A 16,078-nucleotide genomic window follows, 5' to 3' on the forward strand; every position below is an offset into this window, starting at 1 on the left:
CTCTGCTCGCCGGTGTGTATGGTGTGCACGGATAGAAAGGCGGCCACCGTGGCACAGGGCAAGAAGCTCGTCATCGTCGAGTCCCCGACGAAGATGAAGTCGATCCAGGGATACCTGGGCGATGGCTACGAGGTGCTGAGCTCGGTGGGACACATCCGCGACCTCGCGGACAAGAAGGACATCCCGGCCGAGAAGAAGAAGGCCTACGGCAAGTACTCGATCGACGTCGAGAACGACTTCGACCCGCTCTACGTCGTCAACGACCGCAAGACGAAGACGGTCGCCGAACTGAAGCGCGCGCTGAAGGGTGCCGACGAGGTCCTGCTCGCCACCGATGAAGACCGCGAAGGCGAGGCCATCGCGTGGCACCTGCTCGAGGTGCTCAAGCCCAAGGTGCCCGTCAAGCGCATGGTGTTCCACGAGATCACCAAGGACGCGATCCAGGCCGCCGCACAGAACACCCGCGAACTCGACCACGCCCTCGTCGACGCACAGGAGACCCGCCGCGTGCTCGACCGCCTCTACGGCTGGGACGTCTCGCCGGTGCTGTGGCGCAAGATCGGCAGCGGCCGCGAGGGCCAGGCGCTCAGCGCCGGCCGCGTGCAGTCCGCCGCCACCCGCATGGTCGTCGAGCGCGAGCGCGAGCGCATGGCGTTCGTCTCGGCGTCGTACTGGGACGTGGATGCCACGGCCGCCAAAGACGGTGAGAGCTTCGGCACGCGCCTGGCACGCGTCGACGGCCTGCCGCTGGCCCGCGGCACCGACTTCGACGACAAGGGCGAGCTGAAGAAGGCCGTCATCGTCTTCGACGAGCAGCAGGCGCGGGAACTGGCCGAAGCCATCGCGGCGAAGGCCACGGCATCCGTCACGTCCGTCGAGGCCAAGCCCGGCACCCGCAGCCCCAAGGCCCCGTTCACGACGTCGACGATGCAGCAGGAAGCGGGCCGCAAGCTCTCGATGAGCGCCAAGCACGCCATGAGCGTCGCCCAGCGTCTCTACGAGAAGGGCTACATCACCTATATGCGCACCGACTCGACGGCCCTGAGCACTCAGGCCGTCGAAGCCGCCCGCGCGCAGGCGGTGTCGTTGTACGGCGCGGCCGCCGTGCCCGACAAGCCCCGCGTCTACCGCAGCAAGAGCCGCAACGCCCAGGAGGCGCACGAGGCCATCCGCCCGTCGGGCGAGCAGTTCCGCACCCCGTCGTCGGTGGCATCCGACCTCGACCGCGATGAGGCTCGCCTGTACGACCTCATCTGGAAGCGCACCGTCGCCAGCCAGATGTCCGACGCCAAGTACGAGACCACGACGGTCATCCTCACCGCCACCGCGGCCGGACGCAGCGCCGAGTTCACCGCGTCGGGCACGGTCTACACCTTCAAGGGCTTCCTCGAGGCCTACGAAGAGGGCCGTGACGAGAAGCGCGGTGACGCCGACAAGGATGCCGACCAGTCGCTGCCCGCGCTCACCGTCGGCGACACGCTCAGCCTGCGCGACGTCGAGCCCAAGGGCCACGCCACGAGCCCCAAGCCCCGCTACACCGAGGCGAGCCTGGTCAAGGCGCTCGAGGAGAGGGGCATCGGGCGCCCGTCGACCTTCGCCAGCATCATCGACGTCATCCTCGACCGCGGCTATGTCACCAAGCGCGGCCAGGCGCTCGTGCCCAGCTGGCTGTCCTTCAGCGTCGTGCGCCTGCTCGAAGAGCACTTCGCCGATCTGGTCGACTACGACTTCACCGCCGCTCTCGAAGACGACCTCGATGCCATCGCCCGCGGCGAGCAGCAGCGTGTGGCGTGGCTGAAGGACTTCTACTACGGCTCGAAGGACCACGTGGGCCTGCGCCACATCGTCGACAACCTCGGCGACATCGACGCGCGCGAGCTCAACTCCACCCGCATCGGCGACGTGGCGACGCTGCGCTTCGGCAAGTACGGCCCCTACCTCGAGGTCCCCGACGCCAGCGGTGACCCCGAGGCCAAGCCCCGCATCGTCAACGTGCCCGACGACCTGGCGCCCGACGAGCTCACTCCGCAGAAGGCCCAGGAGCTGATCGACGCTCCCGTCGCCGGCGACCGGGTGCTCGGGGAGAACCCCGACAACGGCAAGCTGATCGTCGTCAAGGACGGCCGCTTCGGCCCGTACGTGCAGGAAGTCGAGCCGGTCGACCCGGATGCCGTCGACACCGAGACCGGTGAGGTGGCGGAGGAGCCGAAGAAGAAGACGACGCGCAAGAAGGCGGAGGCAGCACCCAAGCCCCGGACCGCGTCGCTGTTCAAGAGCATGTCGGTGGAGACCATCGATCTCGACACGGCGCTGAAGCTGCTGTCGCTGCCGCGCGTCGTGGGTGTCGACCCCGAGAGCGGCGTCGAGATCACCGCCCAGAACGGCCGGTACGGTCCCTACCTGAAAAAGGGCACGGACTCTCGCACGCTGCAGAGCGAGGACCAGTTGTTCGACATCACCCTCGACGAGGCGCTCGCCGTCTATGCGCAGCCGAAGTACGGTGCGCGCGGCGCATCCAGCGCGCTCAAGGAGTTCGAGGCCGACCCCGTCAGCGGCAAGCCGATCAAGCTGAAGGACGGCCGCTTCGGGCCCTACGTGACCGACGGCGAGACAAACGCGACGATCCCGCGCGGCGAGAACGTCGAAGAGGTCACGTTCGAGCGCGCCGTGCAGCTGCTGGCCGACAAGCGTGCCAAGGGGCCTGCGCCCAAGAAGCGCGCCGCGGCCCGCAAGACGACCACGACCCGCAAGCCCGCGGCCAAGAAGAAGTGACCACGCCCGAGTCCCGCACCGGCCTCTGGGTCACCTTCGAAGGCGGCGACGGAGCGGGCAAGACGACGCAGGCCGCGCTGCTCGAGCAGTGGCTGCAGCAGCAGGGGCGCACCGTGCTGCGCACCCGCGAGCCCGGCGGGAGCGACGTCGGGGTGCTGATCCGCGACATCGTGCTGCATCACCGTGGCGACATCGCTCCGCGTGCCGAGGCGCTGCTGTACGCCGCCGACCGCGCGCACCACGTGGCGACGATCGTGCGCCCCGCCCTCGCCCGCGGCGAGGTCGTGATCCAGGACCGCTACCTCGACTCGTCGGTCGCCTACCAGGGTGCCGGCCGGGTGCTCGACGCCGACGAGGTGCGGCAGCTGTCGCTGTGGGCAACCGAAGGTGCCCTTCCCGATGTCACCGTGCTGCTCGACCTCGACCCGGCGGACGCCCGCCGGCGGCTGGATGCCGACGACAAGCCGTTCGACCGGCTCGAGGCCGAGCGGTCCGACTTCCACCAGCGCGTGCGCGATGCGTTCCTCGCGCTGGCGTCGGCGGAGCCCGGCCGGTTCCTCGTCGTCGACGCGGGTCTGCCGGTCGACGAGATCGCCGCCCGGGTGCAGCGGCGCGTCGCTGCTGCGCTCTCGGCCGACGCCGCCGGCTAGCGGCACGCGCCCGGTGCCCGCGCCGGGCGGGCGCCCCTCCGCCGCTGTCAGTGTCAGCGCCCCCGGATAGGCTGGAGTCCATGGATACCGCCCCGATCGTGCATGAGCTGCCGTGGGGCGAGGTCTGGGGGCAGGACGACGCGGTCGCGCAGCTGCGGGCCGCGGCGACCGACCCGGCATCCATGACCCACGCGTGGCTGCTCACCGGGCCGCCCGGTTCGGGTCGGTCGGTGCTCGCACGCGCGTTCGCCGCCCAGCTCATCGCGGGCGAGGGCGAGGAGCACGTGATGCGGCAGGTGCTCGCCGGCACCCACCCCGACCTGACCACGCTGCGCACCGAGGGCGTCATCATCTCGATCAAGGAGGCGCGCGCCCTCGTCGAGCGCTCCTACTTCTCGCCGTCGCTGGGGCGCTATCGCGTGATCGTCGTCGAAGACGCCGACCGCATGACCGAGCGCACCTCGAACGTGCTGCTGAAGGCCCTTGAAGAGCCGCCCGAGCGCACCGTGTGGGTGCTGTGCGCACCGAGCGACGCCGACCTGCTGCCGACGATCCGCTCGCGGGTGCGCACCCTGCGCCTGCGCGACCCCGAGGTCGCCGACGTCGCCCGCCTGATCGTGCAGCGCACCGGCGTCGACCCGGCCGTCGCCGAGCAGTCGGCCCGCCTCGCGCAGCGGCACATCGGCATGGCGCAGCGGTTGGCGACGGATGCCGCCTCCCGCGCCCGCCGCGAGCAGACGCTGCGTGCGGTGCTGGGCGTGCGCGGCGTGGGTGACGCCGTCGAAGTCGCCGGGCGCATCGTGCAGGCCGCGACAGAAGACGCCAAGGCGCTCACCGCCGAACGCGATGCCGGCGAACGCGCTGCGCTGCTGCGCACGCTCGGTGTCGCGGAGGGCGCCGCCGTGCCGCCGTCCGTCCGCGGTCAGGTCAACGCGCTCGAAGACGAGCAGAAGCGCCGTGCCACCCGCAGTCTGCGCGATGGCATCGACCGGGTGCTCACCGACCTGCAGTCGCTGTACCGCGACACCCTCATGCTGCAGTTCGGGCGCGAGACCGACCTCATCAACCTCGAGCTCGCCGACGACCTGCGCGCCTTGGCGTCGGCGTGGACGATGCAGCGCACCCTGACCGTGCTCGATCAGATCTCCGTCACCCGCAGCAATCTCGAGCTCAACGCCGCCCCGGCACTGGCGCTGGAGAGCATGCTCGTGACCGTCGCCAGCGGAAGGACCCCGTGAGCATTCGCCGCCGTCTCCTCCTCGTCGTCTCCGGCCTCGCCGCGATGACGCTCGCCCTCACCGGCTGCGTCGCCGCGATGATCCCCGATGACACCCGGCCCACGCCCGGCCCGAGCAAGGCGCCCGTCACCGATGGCGTGCCCGCCGATCTCCTGCCGTTCTACGAGCAGACCGTCGACTGGCAGGAGTGCGACGGTGCCGACAGCGGGCTCTACGACTGTGCGACCGTCGTCGCGCCGCTGGACTGGGACGACCCCGACGCCGGTGAGATCGAGCTGGCCGTCATCCGCCGGCACGCCGACTCGGGCGAGCCGATCGGCTCGCTGCTGACCAACCCGGGCGGCCCCGGCTCCAGTGGTGTGGAACTCATCCGCGACTCCGCGGCCTACGCGACCGGCGCCGCGCTGCGCGACGCCTACGACGTCATCGGGTTCGACCCGCGCGGGGTGGGGGAGTCCACGCCGGTGCGGTGCCTGGACGCCGAGGAGATGGACGCCTACCTCTACGACCTGCCGCAGAATCCGCGCGGCAGCGCCGAGTGGGAGGCCGAGCTCGACGAGCGCAACGCGGCGTTCGCCGAGGCGTGCGAGGCCAACAGCGACGGCATCCTGCCTTACATCACCACCGATCAGGCCGCCCGTGATCTCGACCTGCTGCGCGCGGTGCTGGGAGACGAGAAGCTCAACTACCTCGGCTACTCGTACGGCACGTTCCTCGGCGCCACGTACGCCAAGCTCTTCCCCGAGCGCGTCGGTCGACTGGTGCTCGACGGCGCGATCGACCCGGCGGTGTCGGGGCTCGAGGTGGGCACGACGCAGGGCGTCGGTTTCGAGTCGGCTCTCCGCGCGTTCATGGCCGAGTGCCTCGCCGGCAGCGACTGCCCGTTCCGCGGCACCGTCGACGACGCCATGGCCGACCTCGGCACGCTGCTGGCCAGCGTCGACGCGCGCCCACTGCAGGCCTCCGACGGTCGCCAGGTGGGCGCCGACACCCTGATGACCGGCATCATCGCCGCGCTCTACTCCGAGGACAGCTGGCCCTACCTCACCGCGGCGCTCGCCGACGCGCTGCAGGGCGACCCCGAGCTCGCGCTGCAGCTGGCCGACTTCTACAACGGCCGCGAGGGCGGGGTCTACCTCGACAACTCCACGGAGGCGTTCCGCGCGTACAACTGCATGGATTACCCGGTGGCCGACCCCGCCGAGGACGTGGCATCCGAGGCGCTGCTCGCCGAGCAGGCGCCGACCGTCGCCCCGTACTGGAGCGGTCCCGATTCGTGCGCCGTGTGGCCGTACGAGCCCACCGGCGTGCGGGAGCCGATCACGGCCGAGGGCGCCGCCCCGATCGTCGTGGTGGGCACCACCAATGACCCCGCCACGCCGTACGAATGGTCGGTGTCGCTGGCCGATCAGCTCGCGTCGGGGGTGCTCGTCACGCGCGTGGGCGAGGGGCACACCGGCTACAACAAGGGAGACGCCTGCGTCGACGACGCGGTGGAGCAGTACCTCATCGACGGGGTCGTGCCCGACGACGGACTGACCTGCGGCTGAGCGGGCGCCGGTTCGCGGCGGCTCTTTCCGCCATGTAAGATCGATGATCGTGCACCGCGCGAGCGGAGTACGCCACCTTAGCTCAGACGGCAGAGCGATTCACTCGTAATGAATAGGTCAAGGGTTCGATTCCCTTAGGTGGCTCCACTGCGACAGAACCCCGAACCGTGATGCCACGGGTCGGGGTTTCGTCGTTTCGGAAGGCGCGGCGTCCGCGAAGGTCGCGTCCCATGGCTCCGGTAGACTCGGGACGCCACGTGCCGCCCGCCGGGGTCTGAATCCCGAGGGCGATCCATGCCGTGGTGGTGCTCATCGCAGCCCCGCCGTATTAGCCGCTCGAGCGCTGGGAGACCCATGAACGTCGCGCTCGACGCCATCCTCGAGATCTTCACCTGGGTCGGTCTCGGCGCGGGCGCGCTGGTGGGCCTGATCGCTCTGGGCCTCTGGGCCGCCGACGGATCATGGCTGCCCGCCCAGGCGGTCGTCGACCACGAGGACGGCCGCACCGTCGTGCGCTGGTTCGACGATGCCGGCGGCGTGGGCGCGGCCGACGCCGGCCACGCCGAGGCGCAGAAGCTGGCGGGAGTCTCGACGGCCGACATCTGGTACCGACTGGGCGCCCGCGACCGGTTCCGGCTCACGCGCCGATCGCCTGCCGTGCGGGCCGCGGCCTGGCTGGCCGCAGGGCTCGCCGCCGTGGGGATCGTCGCGTTCGCGGCATCCTGGATCGTCCTCTTCGCCGCCTGAGCGGTACTCCGGCGGGCCGACTCCGCCTCCTCGCCTGTCGCCGACTGGCGTTTCCGGAGATTGCTAGATAAGCTAGCAATATGGCAAATGAGCGAAAAGTGCCGCGCTGGCTCCGCGTCTTCATCCCCGTCGTGCTGGTGCTGGTGTGGTTGGGTGCCGGCGCCATCGGCGGTCCCTACTTCGGCAAGGTCGACGAGGTCGCCGTCAACGATCGGTCGGCGTTCCTCCCGTCGAGCGCCGAGGCCACCCAGGTCAACGAATTGCTGCCCGGGTTCCTCGGCGATGACAGCGTCCCGGCACTGGTGGTCATGTCGACCGACGACGGCGAGCTCAGTGAGGAGCAGCTCACCGAGGTGAACGACCTCGCCGCCGGCATCGTCGATCTCGAGGGCGTCGTGGGCGATGTGTCGCCTGCGGTGCCGTCGGAAGACGGCGAAGCCGTGCAGGTCTTCGTGCCGCTGGACGCCTCGGCCGACATCGCCGAGGTCGTCACCGAACTGCGCGACTATCTCGCCGACGGCGCACCGCCGGGGGTCGAGACCTTCGTCACCGGGCCCGCCGGATTTTCCGCCGACCTCGTCGAGGGGTTCCTGGGCATCGACGGGCTGCTGCTCGGCGTCGCGCTCATCGCCGTCTTCATCATCCTCGTCGTGGTCTACCGCTCGCCGCTCTTGCCGATCCTCGTGCTCATGACCTCGGTGCTGGCGCTCTGCGTGGCCGTACTGACGGTCTGGTGGCTCGCCAAGGCCGACATCGTCGTGCTGAACGGCCAAGTGCAGGGCATCCTGTTCATCCTCGTCATCGGCGCCGCAACCGACTATGCACTGCTGTACGTCGCGCGCTTCCGTGAGGCCATCGCGATGGGCAAGAAGCGGTGGGATGCCACCATCTCGGCATGGCGGGGAGCGTTCGAGCCCATCCTCGCCTCCGGCGGCACGGTCATCGCGGGTCTGCTCTGCCTGCTGCTGAGCGATCTGGCCACCAACCGCGCGCTCGGCCCGATCGCCTCCATCGGCATCGCGTTCGCCATGCTGTCGGCACTGACGTTCCTCCCCGCCCTGCTGGGCCTTGCCGGGCGGGCCGCCTTCTGGCCCTTCGCCCCGAAGCCCGATGCCCTCGGCATCCCCGAAGACTTCTCCCGTCCGCTCAAGGGCATCTGGCCGCGTCAGGCACGCCTGGTCGGGCGGCACCCGCGCGCCGTGTGGATCGTGTCGACCGTCGTGCTGCTGGCCGCCTGCGTCGGCGTGACCCAGCTCAAGGCCGACGGCGTGCCCTCCAGCGAACTGGTGCTCGGCACCTCGCAGGCGCGTGACGGCCAGGTGGAGCTCGCCGAGCACTTCCCGGCCGGCTCCGGCAGCCCCGTGTACGTCGTGGCCCCCGAGGGCGACCTGACCGCGGCGGTCGAGGTGCTCACCGACGCCGACGGCATCGACTCGCTCGCCGTCGCGACCGAGGATTCGCCCAACGGTCAGGCCGGCGTCGAGCTGGAAGGCGGGGAGGCCGTGTTCACGACCTTCGGCCCTCCCGGAACCCCGGCGCCCGAGCCCACCGTCGTCGATGGCGACGTGCTGCTCTTCGCAACGCTGACCGACGCGGCCGACTCGCTCGCCGCCGAGGATGTGGTGCGCGATCTCCGCCAGGCGATGAACGACGAGATCGGTTCGTCCGTGCTGGTCGGCGGCGAGACGGCCACCGACATCGACACCAACGACACCTCGATCCGCGACCGCACGCTGATCATCCCGATCATCCTCGTGGTGATCCTGCTGATCCTCATCGTGCTGCTGCGGTCGGTGCTGGCACCGGTGCTGCTGATCATCACCACGATCATCTCGTTCGGGTCGGCGCTGGGCGTCAGCGCGTGGGTGTTCAACGGGATCTTCGACTTCCCGGGTGCCGACCCCTCGGTGCCGCTGTACGGGTTCGTGTTCCTGGTGGCCCTGGGCATCGACTACAACATCTTCTTGATGACCCGTGTGCGGGAGGAGTCTCTCAAGCACGGCACGCGCCTCGGCATCCTGCGGGGACTCGTGGCCACCGGTGGGGTGATCACGTCGGCCGGCCTCGTGCTGGCGGCCACGTTCGCCGCGCTGGGTGTGATCCCGATTCTGTTCCTGGCGCAGCTGGCGTTCATCGTGGCGTTCGGTGTGCTGCTGGACACCTTCGTGGTGCGCTCGCTGCTGGTGCCCGCGCTGGCGTTCGATATCGGCCGCGCCATCTGGTGGCCGTCGAAGCTGTGGCGCAACTACCCGGGCGGCTCGCGCTACCTCGCGCGGACGTCGGCCGAGGGCGGCCCCGTGGTGGCGGTCCGTGCGGATCAGGTCGGTGACGGCCAGCGCCGTGGGGACGGCGACACGGTCGCAGCCGTTGCGGCTACCGGCACCGGCGCGCAGAACGTCGCCGAATCGACGCGGCGACCGGTGACACGGCGGTCGCTGCGCCGGCGCTGAGCCGGAAGAGCGACGTTGTGCACGAGGGCCGCGGCTGATGCCGCGGCCCTCGTGCGTCTCGCCGGCGCGCGCCGCGGCCCCTCGCGCGTCCCGCCGCCGTGCACAACGTCGTCGAAACGTTCCGAGGCGGCGCCGGCGCGGGCACACACCCCCGTCGGTGACCGGGTTGGCGACGCTGTGCACACCCGGGTGGCGTAGGCTCGCCACATGGGCAAGGCGCTGTTCATCGTCGACGTGCAGAACGACTTCACCGAGGGCGGGGCCCTCGGGGTGACCGGGGGAGACGCCGTCGCGGCCGCGATCAGTCGTCACCTGGCCGATCACGCCGGCGAGTACGCCCTGATCGTGGCCTCCCGCGACTGGCACGCACCCGACGGTGACAACGGCGGCCACTTCGCCGCCGGCGAGCCCGACTTCGTCGACACCTGGCCGGTGCACTGCGTCGCGGGAACGCCGGGCGCCGAGTACGACCCGGCGCTCGTCACCGAGGCGGTGACCCACCACGTGAAGAAGGGCCAGGGCGCCCCGGCCTACTCACTGTTCGAGGGGACCACCGACGACGGCGGCACGGTGGCCGAGCTGCTCACCGCGCACGGCATCGTCGAGGCGGACGTGGCCGGCATCGCGACCGACTACTGCGTGCGGGCCTCGGCTCTGGATGCCATCGAGCACGGCGTGCGCGTGCGGGTGCTGACCGACCTGATCGCGGGTGTCGCTCCCGCCAGCAGCGATGCGGCCCTGGCCGAGCTCGCGCACGCCGGGGCCGAGCTCGCGACGTCGGGAGTCTGACGACCGCGCCCCGAGCTGCCCGCGCTAGCGGGTGCCGCCGCCCTCGCGGCGGAGGTGGTGACGGGAGACGCTGTTCACCCAGCCGACGAACTGCCGCGCCTGAAGCCCGAACGCGGGGTCGACGGGCGCGACCCAGACCTGCTCCGGGCCGTCGATCGAGATGTAGAACTCCCTCCGGTCGACCTTCTTCCTGAGCATGGCGCCGGTGATCATGCCGGCGGGCCCGAACAGCAGTCCGCCCGCCGCCGCGCGCGTCAGGGTGGAGCGTTCGCTGATCTCGCCGGCCGTCTCGAACGACGCGATGGCGCCGGCGACGGGCTGGCTGAGATCACCGCAGAAGATCCACTCACCCGACACGGTGAGCCCGGCGAACGTATGCGGTTCCGCCAGAAACTGGGTCAGCGGCGTCCATGCCTCGCCGTCCCACCAGCGCAGACGGCCGCGCCCGTCGTCGTACCAGCCCATCGACTGCGTGCGGGAGAGCGGCGTGGGGGCGTGCAGCTCGACGGTGGTTCCGCTCATATCGGCGAAGTACTCGGTCCACGCCTCGCCGTCCCACCAGCGCTGGTAGCCCGCCCCGTCGTCGTACCATCCCGCTTCCGCGTTCCCCATGCGCAGATCGTAGCCAGTGCGCAGGCGTGCGGCAGGGGGTGCGCTGAAAGAGCGGCGGATGCCGGTGGCCCCGGCCGTCGCGGCATCCGCGCCCGCAGATACAGCAGCGCCGCGAGAGCCGGTAGATCGGCCCTCGCGGCGCCGTGCTGAACGAGCGGTCAGCGTCCGGTCGGAGGCAGCTTGTCGACGCCGTGCCGATCGGGCTTGCCCGGCTCGGCTGCGGTCGCCGGTGACACGTCGTCCGTCGGGGCGGACCCGGTGTCGGGGTACTGCGGTTCGTCGATCTCGATCGCCGTGTCCCGCTCATCGGTCGGCGGAAGATGGTCAAGGGGCTGCTTGATGTCATCTCGGTCGCTCATGGTCCCATCCTGCGTCGGCGGATGCCGTCTGCGCACGGGGTTGCGATCGGCACCCCATCCGTGGCACGGGGCGGGGATTCCGCTGCCGGCACGCACCCTGCGCCGGGCCCCGGGGCGATGCGCTGACGGATGCCGGGTGTGAGGGAACCGTAAGGATCCGCGGCTGCCCCGCATGGGTTGTGTGAGGACGGTCATCGCACGGTCGCCGCGGGCGTTGGATCGGAATGCGCCCGCGAGTGAGGGCGTGCGATCAGCGCCCGCGCTGTCGCCGTCTCTGAGATGGAGCCCGCTGTGCTTGACCTCGTCTACGTGCTGGGCACGGTCGCCGTGTTCGTCGTCGTCGGACTGCTGGGGAAGGCGGTGGAGAAGCTGTGATCGTGTTCCAGCTGCTCGCCGGCATCCTCGGTGTCGCGGCGATCGTGTACCTCGTGTTCGCCCTCGTGAAACCGGAGCGGTTCTGATGGCGTGGGTGTCGGCGCTGCTGTCGCTCGCCACCGTCGCGGTCATCCTCGGTGTGCTGTACCGGCCCTTCGGCGACTACATGGCCTGGGTGTACACCTCACCGAAGGACACCAGGGTCGAAGCCGGCGTCTACCGGGTGATCGGCATCGACGCGAAAGCCGCGCAGACGTGGCCGGCGTACCTGCGAGCGGTGCTGGCCTTCTCGGCCGTCGGGCTGCTCCTCGTCTACGGGCTGCAGCGGCTGCAGCAGTGGCTCCCGTACTCGCTGGGCCTTGACGCCCCCAGCGAGCACCTGTCGTTCAACACCGCGGCGTCGTTCGTCGGCAACACCAACTGGCAGTCGTACTCGCCCGAGCTCACCCTCGGCTACACCGTGCAGGCCCTCGGCCTGGTGGTGCAGAACTTCGTGTCCGCCGGCGTCGGCATGGCCGTCGCCATCGCCCTGGTGCGCGGCTTCGCGGCACGCCGGTCGGGCACGCTCGGCAACTTCTGGGTGGACCTCACCCGCGGCACCCTGCGCATCCTGCTGCCGACCGCCGCGCTCGCCGCGGTCGTGCTGCTGATCGGCGGGGTGGTGCAGAACATCAACGGTTTCACCGACGTCACCACGCTCACCGGCGCGACGCAGTCGATCCCCGGCGGCCCGGTGGCCTCGCAGGAGGCCATCAAGCTGCTCGGCACCAACGGCGGCGGATTCTTCAACGCCAACTCGTCGCATCCGTTCGAGAACCCGAACGCGTGGACCAACGTCTTCGAGGTGCTCCTCATGCTCGTCATCCCGTTCGCGCTGCCGCGCACGTTCGGCCGCATGGTCGGCGACAACCGCCAGGGCTACGCGATCCTCGGCGTCATGGCGACGCTGTACCTGGCGTCGTTCGCGCTGCTGACCGCGTTCGAGACCGCCGGCAACGGCACCGCGCCGCAGCTGGCGGGGGCCGCGATGGAGGGCAAGGAGCAGCGCTTCGGCATCATCGGCTCGACGCTCTTCGCCACCACGAGCACCGGCACCTCCACCGGCGCGGTCAACTCCATGCACGACTCGTACACGGCGCTGGGCGGCATGATGCCGATGCTCAACATGATGCTCGGCGAGGTCTCGCCCGGCGGAGTGGGGTCGGGGCTCTACGCGATCCTCGTGCTCGCGATCATCGGCGTCTTCATCGCCGGTCTGCTGATCGGCCGCACACCCGAGTACCTCGGCAAGAAGATCGGGCCGCGCGAGATCAAGCTCGCCGCCCTGACGATCCTCGTCATGCCGACCCTCGTGCTCACCGGCACCGCGCTGAGCTTCGCCCTCCCCGGCATCCGCGAAGAGGTGGCATCCACGTCGATCTGGAATCCCGGCATCCACGGCATGAGCGAGGTGCTCTACGCCTTCACCTCGGCAGCCAACAACAACGGCTCGGCGTTCGCCGGGCTCACCGCGAACACCCCGTGGCTGAACACGGCGCTGGGCGTCGTCATCCTGCTCGGTCGTTTCGTGCCGATCGTCTTCGTGCTCGCCCTCGCCGGCTCGCTCGCGGCGCAGGACTCCGTGCCGACGACCGCGGGCACGCTCCCCACCCACCGCCCGCTGTTCGTCGGGCTCCTCAGCACCGTCACGGTGCTGGTCACCGCGTTGACCTTCTTTCCCGTACTCGCGCTGGGTCCCCTGGCGGAAGGGCTGATCTGATGTCCACACTGACCACCGCGCGTCCCGAGGCCGCGCCGAAGGCTGCTCCGCAGGGCGGGTTCTCGCCGGCACAGGTGCGCGCCGCCGTGCCCGGTGCGGTGCGCAAGCTCGACCCGCGCCTGCAGTGGCACAACCCCGTCATGTTCCTGGTGTGGGTGGGCGCCGCGCTCACCACCGTGCTGGCCGTGGCGGAGCCGTTCATCGGGGGACCGGCGCCCTCGGGCGGCACCCCCGTGCCGTGGTCGTTCACCGGCGCGATCGCGATCTGGCTGTGGCTCACGGTGCTCTTCGCCAACCTCGCCGAGTCCGTCGCCGAAGGCCGAGGCAAGGCGCAGGCCGAGACGCTGCGCAAGACCCGCACCAGCACGACGGCGCGGCGGGTGGATGCCTACGATCCGCTCACCGATCCCGCGGCCGAGCGAGCCGGCACGACCGATGTGGCATCGGCCGACCTGCGCCTCGGCGACATCGTCGTGGTGTCGCCGCCAGAGCTCATCCCCGGCGACGGCGACGTCATCTGGGGCATCGCCTCGGTCGACGAGTCCGCGATCACGGGAGAGTCGGCTCCCGTCGTGCGGGAGTCCGGCGGGGACCGTTCGGCCGTCACCGGAGGCACCCGTGTGCTGTCGGACCGCATCGTGGTGAAGATCACCTCGAAGCCCGGAGAGACCTTCGTCGACCGCATGATCGCGCTCGTCGAGGGCGCCGCGCGGCAGAAGACGCCGAACGAGATCGCGCTGAACATCCTGCTGGCGAGCCTGTCGATCATCTTCGTCGTCGTCGCGCTGACGCTGAACCCCATCGCCTCGTACGCCGCCGCCCCGGTGAGCGTGCCGGTGCTGGTGGCTCTGCTGGTGTGCCTCATCCCGACGACCATCGGGGCGCTCCTCAGCGCGATCGGCATCGCGGGCATGGACCGGCTGGTGCAGCGGAACGTGCTCGCCATGTCGGGCCGCGCGGTCGAGGCCGCGGGGGATGTGACCACCCTGCTGCTCGACAAGACCGGCACCATCACCTACGGCAACCGCCGCGCCAGCGCCTTCGTGCCGGTCGGCGATGTGCCGGCGCCCGATCTCATCCGCACCGCCGCCCTGTCGTCGCTGGCCGACCCGACGCCCGAGGGCGCGTCGATCGTCGAGCTCGCCCGGGCGGAGGGCATCGACGTCGGACGGGCGGCGCCGGGAGACATCGTGCCGTTCACGGCGCAGACCCGCATGTCGGGCCTGGACACCCCCGACGGCACGAGCATCCGCAAGGGCGCCGCCTCGGCGGTCATCGCCTGGCTCGAGCAGCAGGGGCAGCCGCCGACGGCGCCGGTGCTGGCGGAGGTGACCGCCGCCGTCGAGAGGATCTCGCAGACCGGCGGCACCCCGCTGGTGGTCGCCACGAGCACCCCGGATGCCGGTTCGCGCCTGCTCGGCGTCGTGCACCTGAAAGACGTGGTCAAGGAGGGACTGCCGGCGAAGTTCGCAGAACTCCGCTCGATGGGGATCCGCACCGTGATGATCACCGGCGACAACCCGCTGACCGCCGCGGCGATCGCGGCAGAGGCGGGGGTCGACGACTTTCTCGCGGAGGCGACCCCCGAGGACAAGCTGGCCTACATCCGTGCCGAGCAGCAGGGCGGCAACCTCGTCGCGATGACCGGCGACGGCACCAATGACGCCCCTGCGCTCGCGCAGGCTGACGTGGGCGTGGCGATGAACTCCGGCACGTCGGCGGCGAAGGAGGCCGGCAACATGGTCGACCTCGACTCCGACCCGTCGAAGCTCATCGACATCGTGCGCATCGGCAAGCAGCTGCTCATCACCCGTGGCGCGCTGACGACGTTCTCCATCGCCAACGACATCGCCAAGTACTTCGCGATCATCCCGGCGATGTTCCTCGGGGTGTTCCCGCAGCTGGCGGCGCTGAACATCATGGGCCTGCACTCACCGGCATCCGCCGTGCTCTCGGCGATCATCTTCAACGCGATCGTCATCGTGGTGCTCATTCCGCTCGCCCTGCGCGGCGTCTCCTACCACCCCGGCGGTGCATCGCAGACCCTCGGACGCAACCTCGCGATCTACGGCCTCGGCGGCATCGTCGCACCCTTCATCGGCATCTGGCTCATCGACCTCGTCGTGCGCCTCATCCCTGGCTTCTGATTGCAGAGGAAGAACCCACATGAACACCTCCACCCGCAGCACCGCCCGCACCGTCGGGGTCGCCGTGCGCGCCATGGCGCTCTTCACGGTGCTGTTCGGCCTCGGCTACACCGCCGTGCTCACCGTCGTCGGCCAGCTGGCCCTGCCCGCCCAGGCGAACGGCTCGCTGCTGACCGACAGCGAAGGCGCGCCAGTCGGGTCGTCGCTCATCGGCCAGGGCTTCACCGATGCCGATGGGGTGCCGCTGCCGCACTACTTCCAGTCCCGGCCCTCCGCCGCCGGTGACGGCTATGACGCGGGGGCGTCGTCGGGGTCGAACCTCGGCCCCGAGAACGACGACCTCATCGCGGCGATCGCGGAGCGCCGGGACCAGGTGGCGGCGTTCAATGGCGTGGCCACCGACGAGGTGCCCGCCGACGCCGTCACCGCCTCGTCGTCGGGGCTCGACCCCCACATCAGCCCCGCGTACACCGAGATCCAGATCGAGCGCGTTGCGGCAGAGCGCGGCATCCCGGAGGCCGACGTGCGCGAGCTGGTGCAGGAGCACACCGACGGGCCGCAACTCGGGTACCTCGGTGACGCCACGGTGAACGTGCTGGAGCTTAACGTTGCCCTTGACCAACGATGACG

13 protein-coding genes and 1 tRNA gene are annotated in these 16,078 nt (G+C 70.5%); 12 read left to right on the forward strand and 2 right to left on the reverse strand.

The window, feature by feature from the left end; translation table 11 throughout:
* The first annotated feature begins 48 nt into the window (after window positions 1–48).
* From topA to NQ165_RS07060, 8 genes are all read left to right on the forward strand, one after another.
* A complete protein-coding gene (gene topA, locus NQ165_RS07025; protein WP_257532181.1) occupies window positions 49–2,772 on the forward strand; it encodes a type I DNA topoisomerase in 2,724 nt (907 codons plus the stop codon).
* Complete coding sequence (gene tmk, locus NQ165_RS07030) at window positions 2,769–3,422, forward strand: dTMP kinase (protein WP_257525876.1); 654 nt, start codon at window positions 2,769–2,771, stop codon at window positions 3,420–3,422. Before topA ends, tmk begins: the two co-directional genes overlap by 4 nt.
* An 80-nt stretch (window positions 3,423–3,502) precedes the next feature.
* Window positions 3,503–4,660 carry a DNA polymerase III subunit delta' gene (locus NQ165_RS07035; RefSeq protein ID WP_257532183.1) on the forward strand — a complete coding sequence of 386 codons (1,158 nt, stop codon included), beginning with the start codon at window positions 3,503–3,505 and terminating at the stop codon, window positions 4,658–4,660.
* A 44-nt stretch (window positions 4,661–4,704) separates the two neighbouring features.
* Window positions 4,705–6,210, forward strand: coding sequence for an alpha/beta hydrolase (locus NQ165_RS07040; protein ID WP_257532400.1), 1,506 nt, complete (start codon window positions 4,705–4,707; stop codon window positions 6,208–6,210).
* A 71-nt stretch (window positions 6,211–6,281) separates the two neighbouring features.
* Window positions 6,282–6,357 (forward strand) — tRNA-Thr (locus tag NQ165_RS07045).
* 207 nt (window positions 6,358–6,564) lie between these two features.
* Window positions 6,565–6,957: a hypothetical protein gene (locus NQ165_RS07050; RefSeq protein ID WP_257532185.1), complete on the forward strand. Its 393-nt coding sequence runs from the start codon at window positions 6,565–6,567 to the stop codon at window positions 6,955–6,957.
* A gap of 80 nt (window positions 6,958–7,037) precedes the next feature.
* The gene (locus tag NQ165_RS07055; RefSeq protein ID WP_257532187.1) at window positions 7,038–9,407 is read left to right on the forward strand and encodes an MMPL family transporter; all 2,370 of its coding nucleotides are present in this window, start codon (window positions 7,038–7,040) and stop codon (window positions 9,405–9,407) included.
* 207 nt (window positions 9,408–9,614) lie between these two features.
* Window positions 9,615–10,196 carry an isochorismatase family protein gene (locus tag NQ165_RS07060; protein ID WP_257532189.1) on the forward strand — a complete coding sequence of 194 codons (582 nt, stop codon included), beginning with the start codon at window positions 9,615–9,617 and terminating at the stop codon, window positions 10,194–10,196.
* A 24-nt stretch (window positions 10,197–10,220) separates the two neighbouring features.
* Here the strand turns inward: NQ165_RS07060 and NQ165_RS07065 are convergent, their stop codons facing one another.
* Both NQ165_RS07065 and NQ165_RS07070 read right to left on the reverse strand, forming a co-directional pair.
* Window positions 10,221–10,808, reverse strand: coding sequence for a DUF2510 domain-containing protein (locus NQ165_RS07065; protein ID WP_257525869.1), 588 nt, complete (start codon window positions 10,806–10,808; stop codon window positions 10,221–10,223).
* Between the two features lie 158 nt (window positions 10,809–10,966).
* Entirely contained in the window at window positions 10,967–11,167 is a 201-nt protein-coding gene (locus NQ165_RS07070) for a hypothetical protein (protein ID WP_257525868.1), read from the reverse strand.
* 371 nt (window positions 11,168–11,538) lie between these two features.
* On the opposite strand from NQ165_RS07070, the gene NQ165_RS07075 reads away from it, so the two are divergent.
* Genes NQ165_RS07075 through kdpC form a run of 4 tightly spaced genes read left to right on the forward strand, consistent with a single transcriptional unit; the run spans window position 11,539 to window position 16,076 of the window.
* Complete coding sequence (locus NQ165_RS07075; RefSeq protein ID WP_257495481.1) at window positions 11,539–11,628, forward strand: potassium-transporting ATPase subunit F; 90 nt, start codon at window positions 11,539–11,541, stop codon at window positions 11,626–11,628.
* Entirely contained in the window at window positions 11,628–13,301 is a 1,674-nt protein-coding gene (gene kdpA, locus NQ165_RS07080; protein ID WP_257532191.1) for a potassium-transporting ATPase subunit KdpA, read from the forward strand. Before NQ165_RS07075 ends, kdpA begins: the two co-directional genes overlap by 1 nt.
* On the forward strand, window positions 13,301–15,448 hold the full coding sequence (kdpB, locus tag NQ165_RS07085) for a potassium-transporting ATPase subunit KdpB (RefSeq protein ID WP_257525866.1): 2,148 nt from the start codon (window positions 13,301–13,303) through the stop codon (window positions 15,446–15,448). Before kdpA ends, kdpB begins: the two co-directional genes overlap by 1 nt.
* Window positions 15,449–15,467: 19 nt before the next feature.
* On the forward strand, window positions 15,468–16,076 hold the full coding sequence (kdpC, locus tag NQ165_RS07090; RefSeq protein WP_257532193.1) for a K(+)-transporting ATPase subunit C: 609 nt from the start codon (window positions 15,468–15,470) through the stop codon (window positions 16,074–16,076).
* Window positions 16,077–16,078: the final 2 nt, after the last annotated feature.

Origin of the sequence: Microbacterium sp. zg.Y1084 (genome assembly GCF_024623595.1) — a bacterium.
GTDB classification, from domain to species: Bacteria; Actinomycetota; Actinomycetes; order Actinomycetales; family Microbacteriaceae; genus Microbacterium; species Microbacterium wangruii.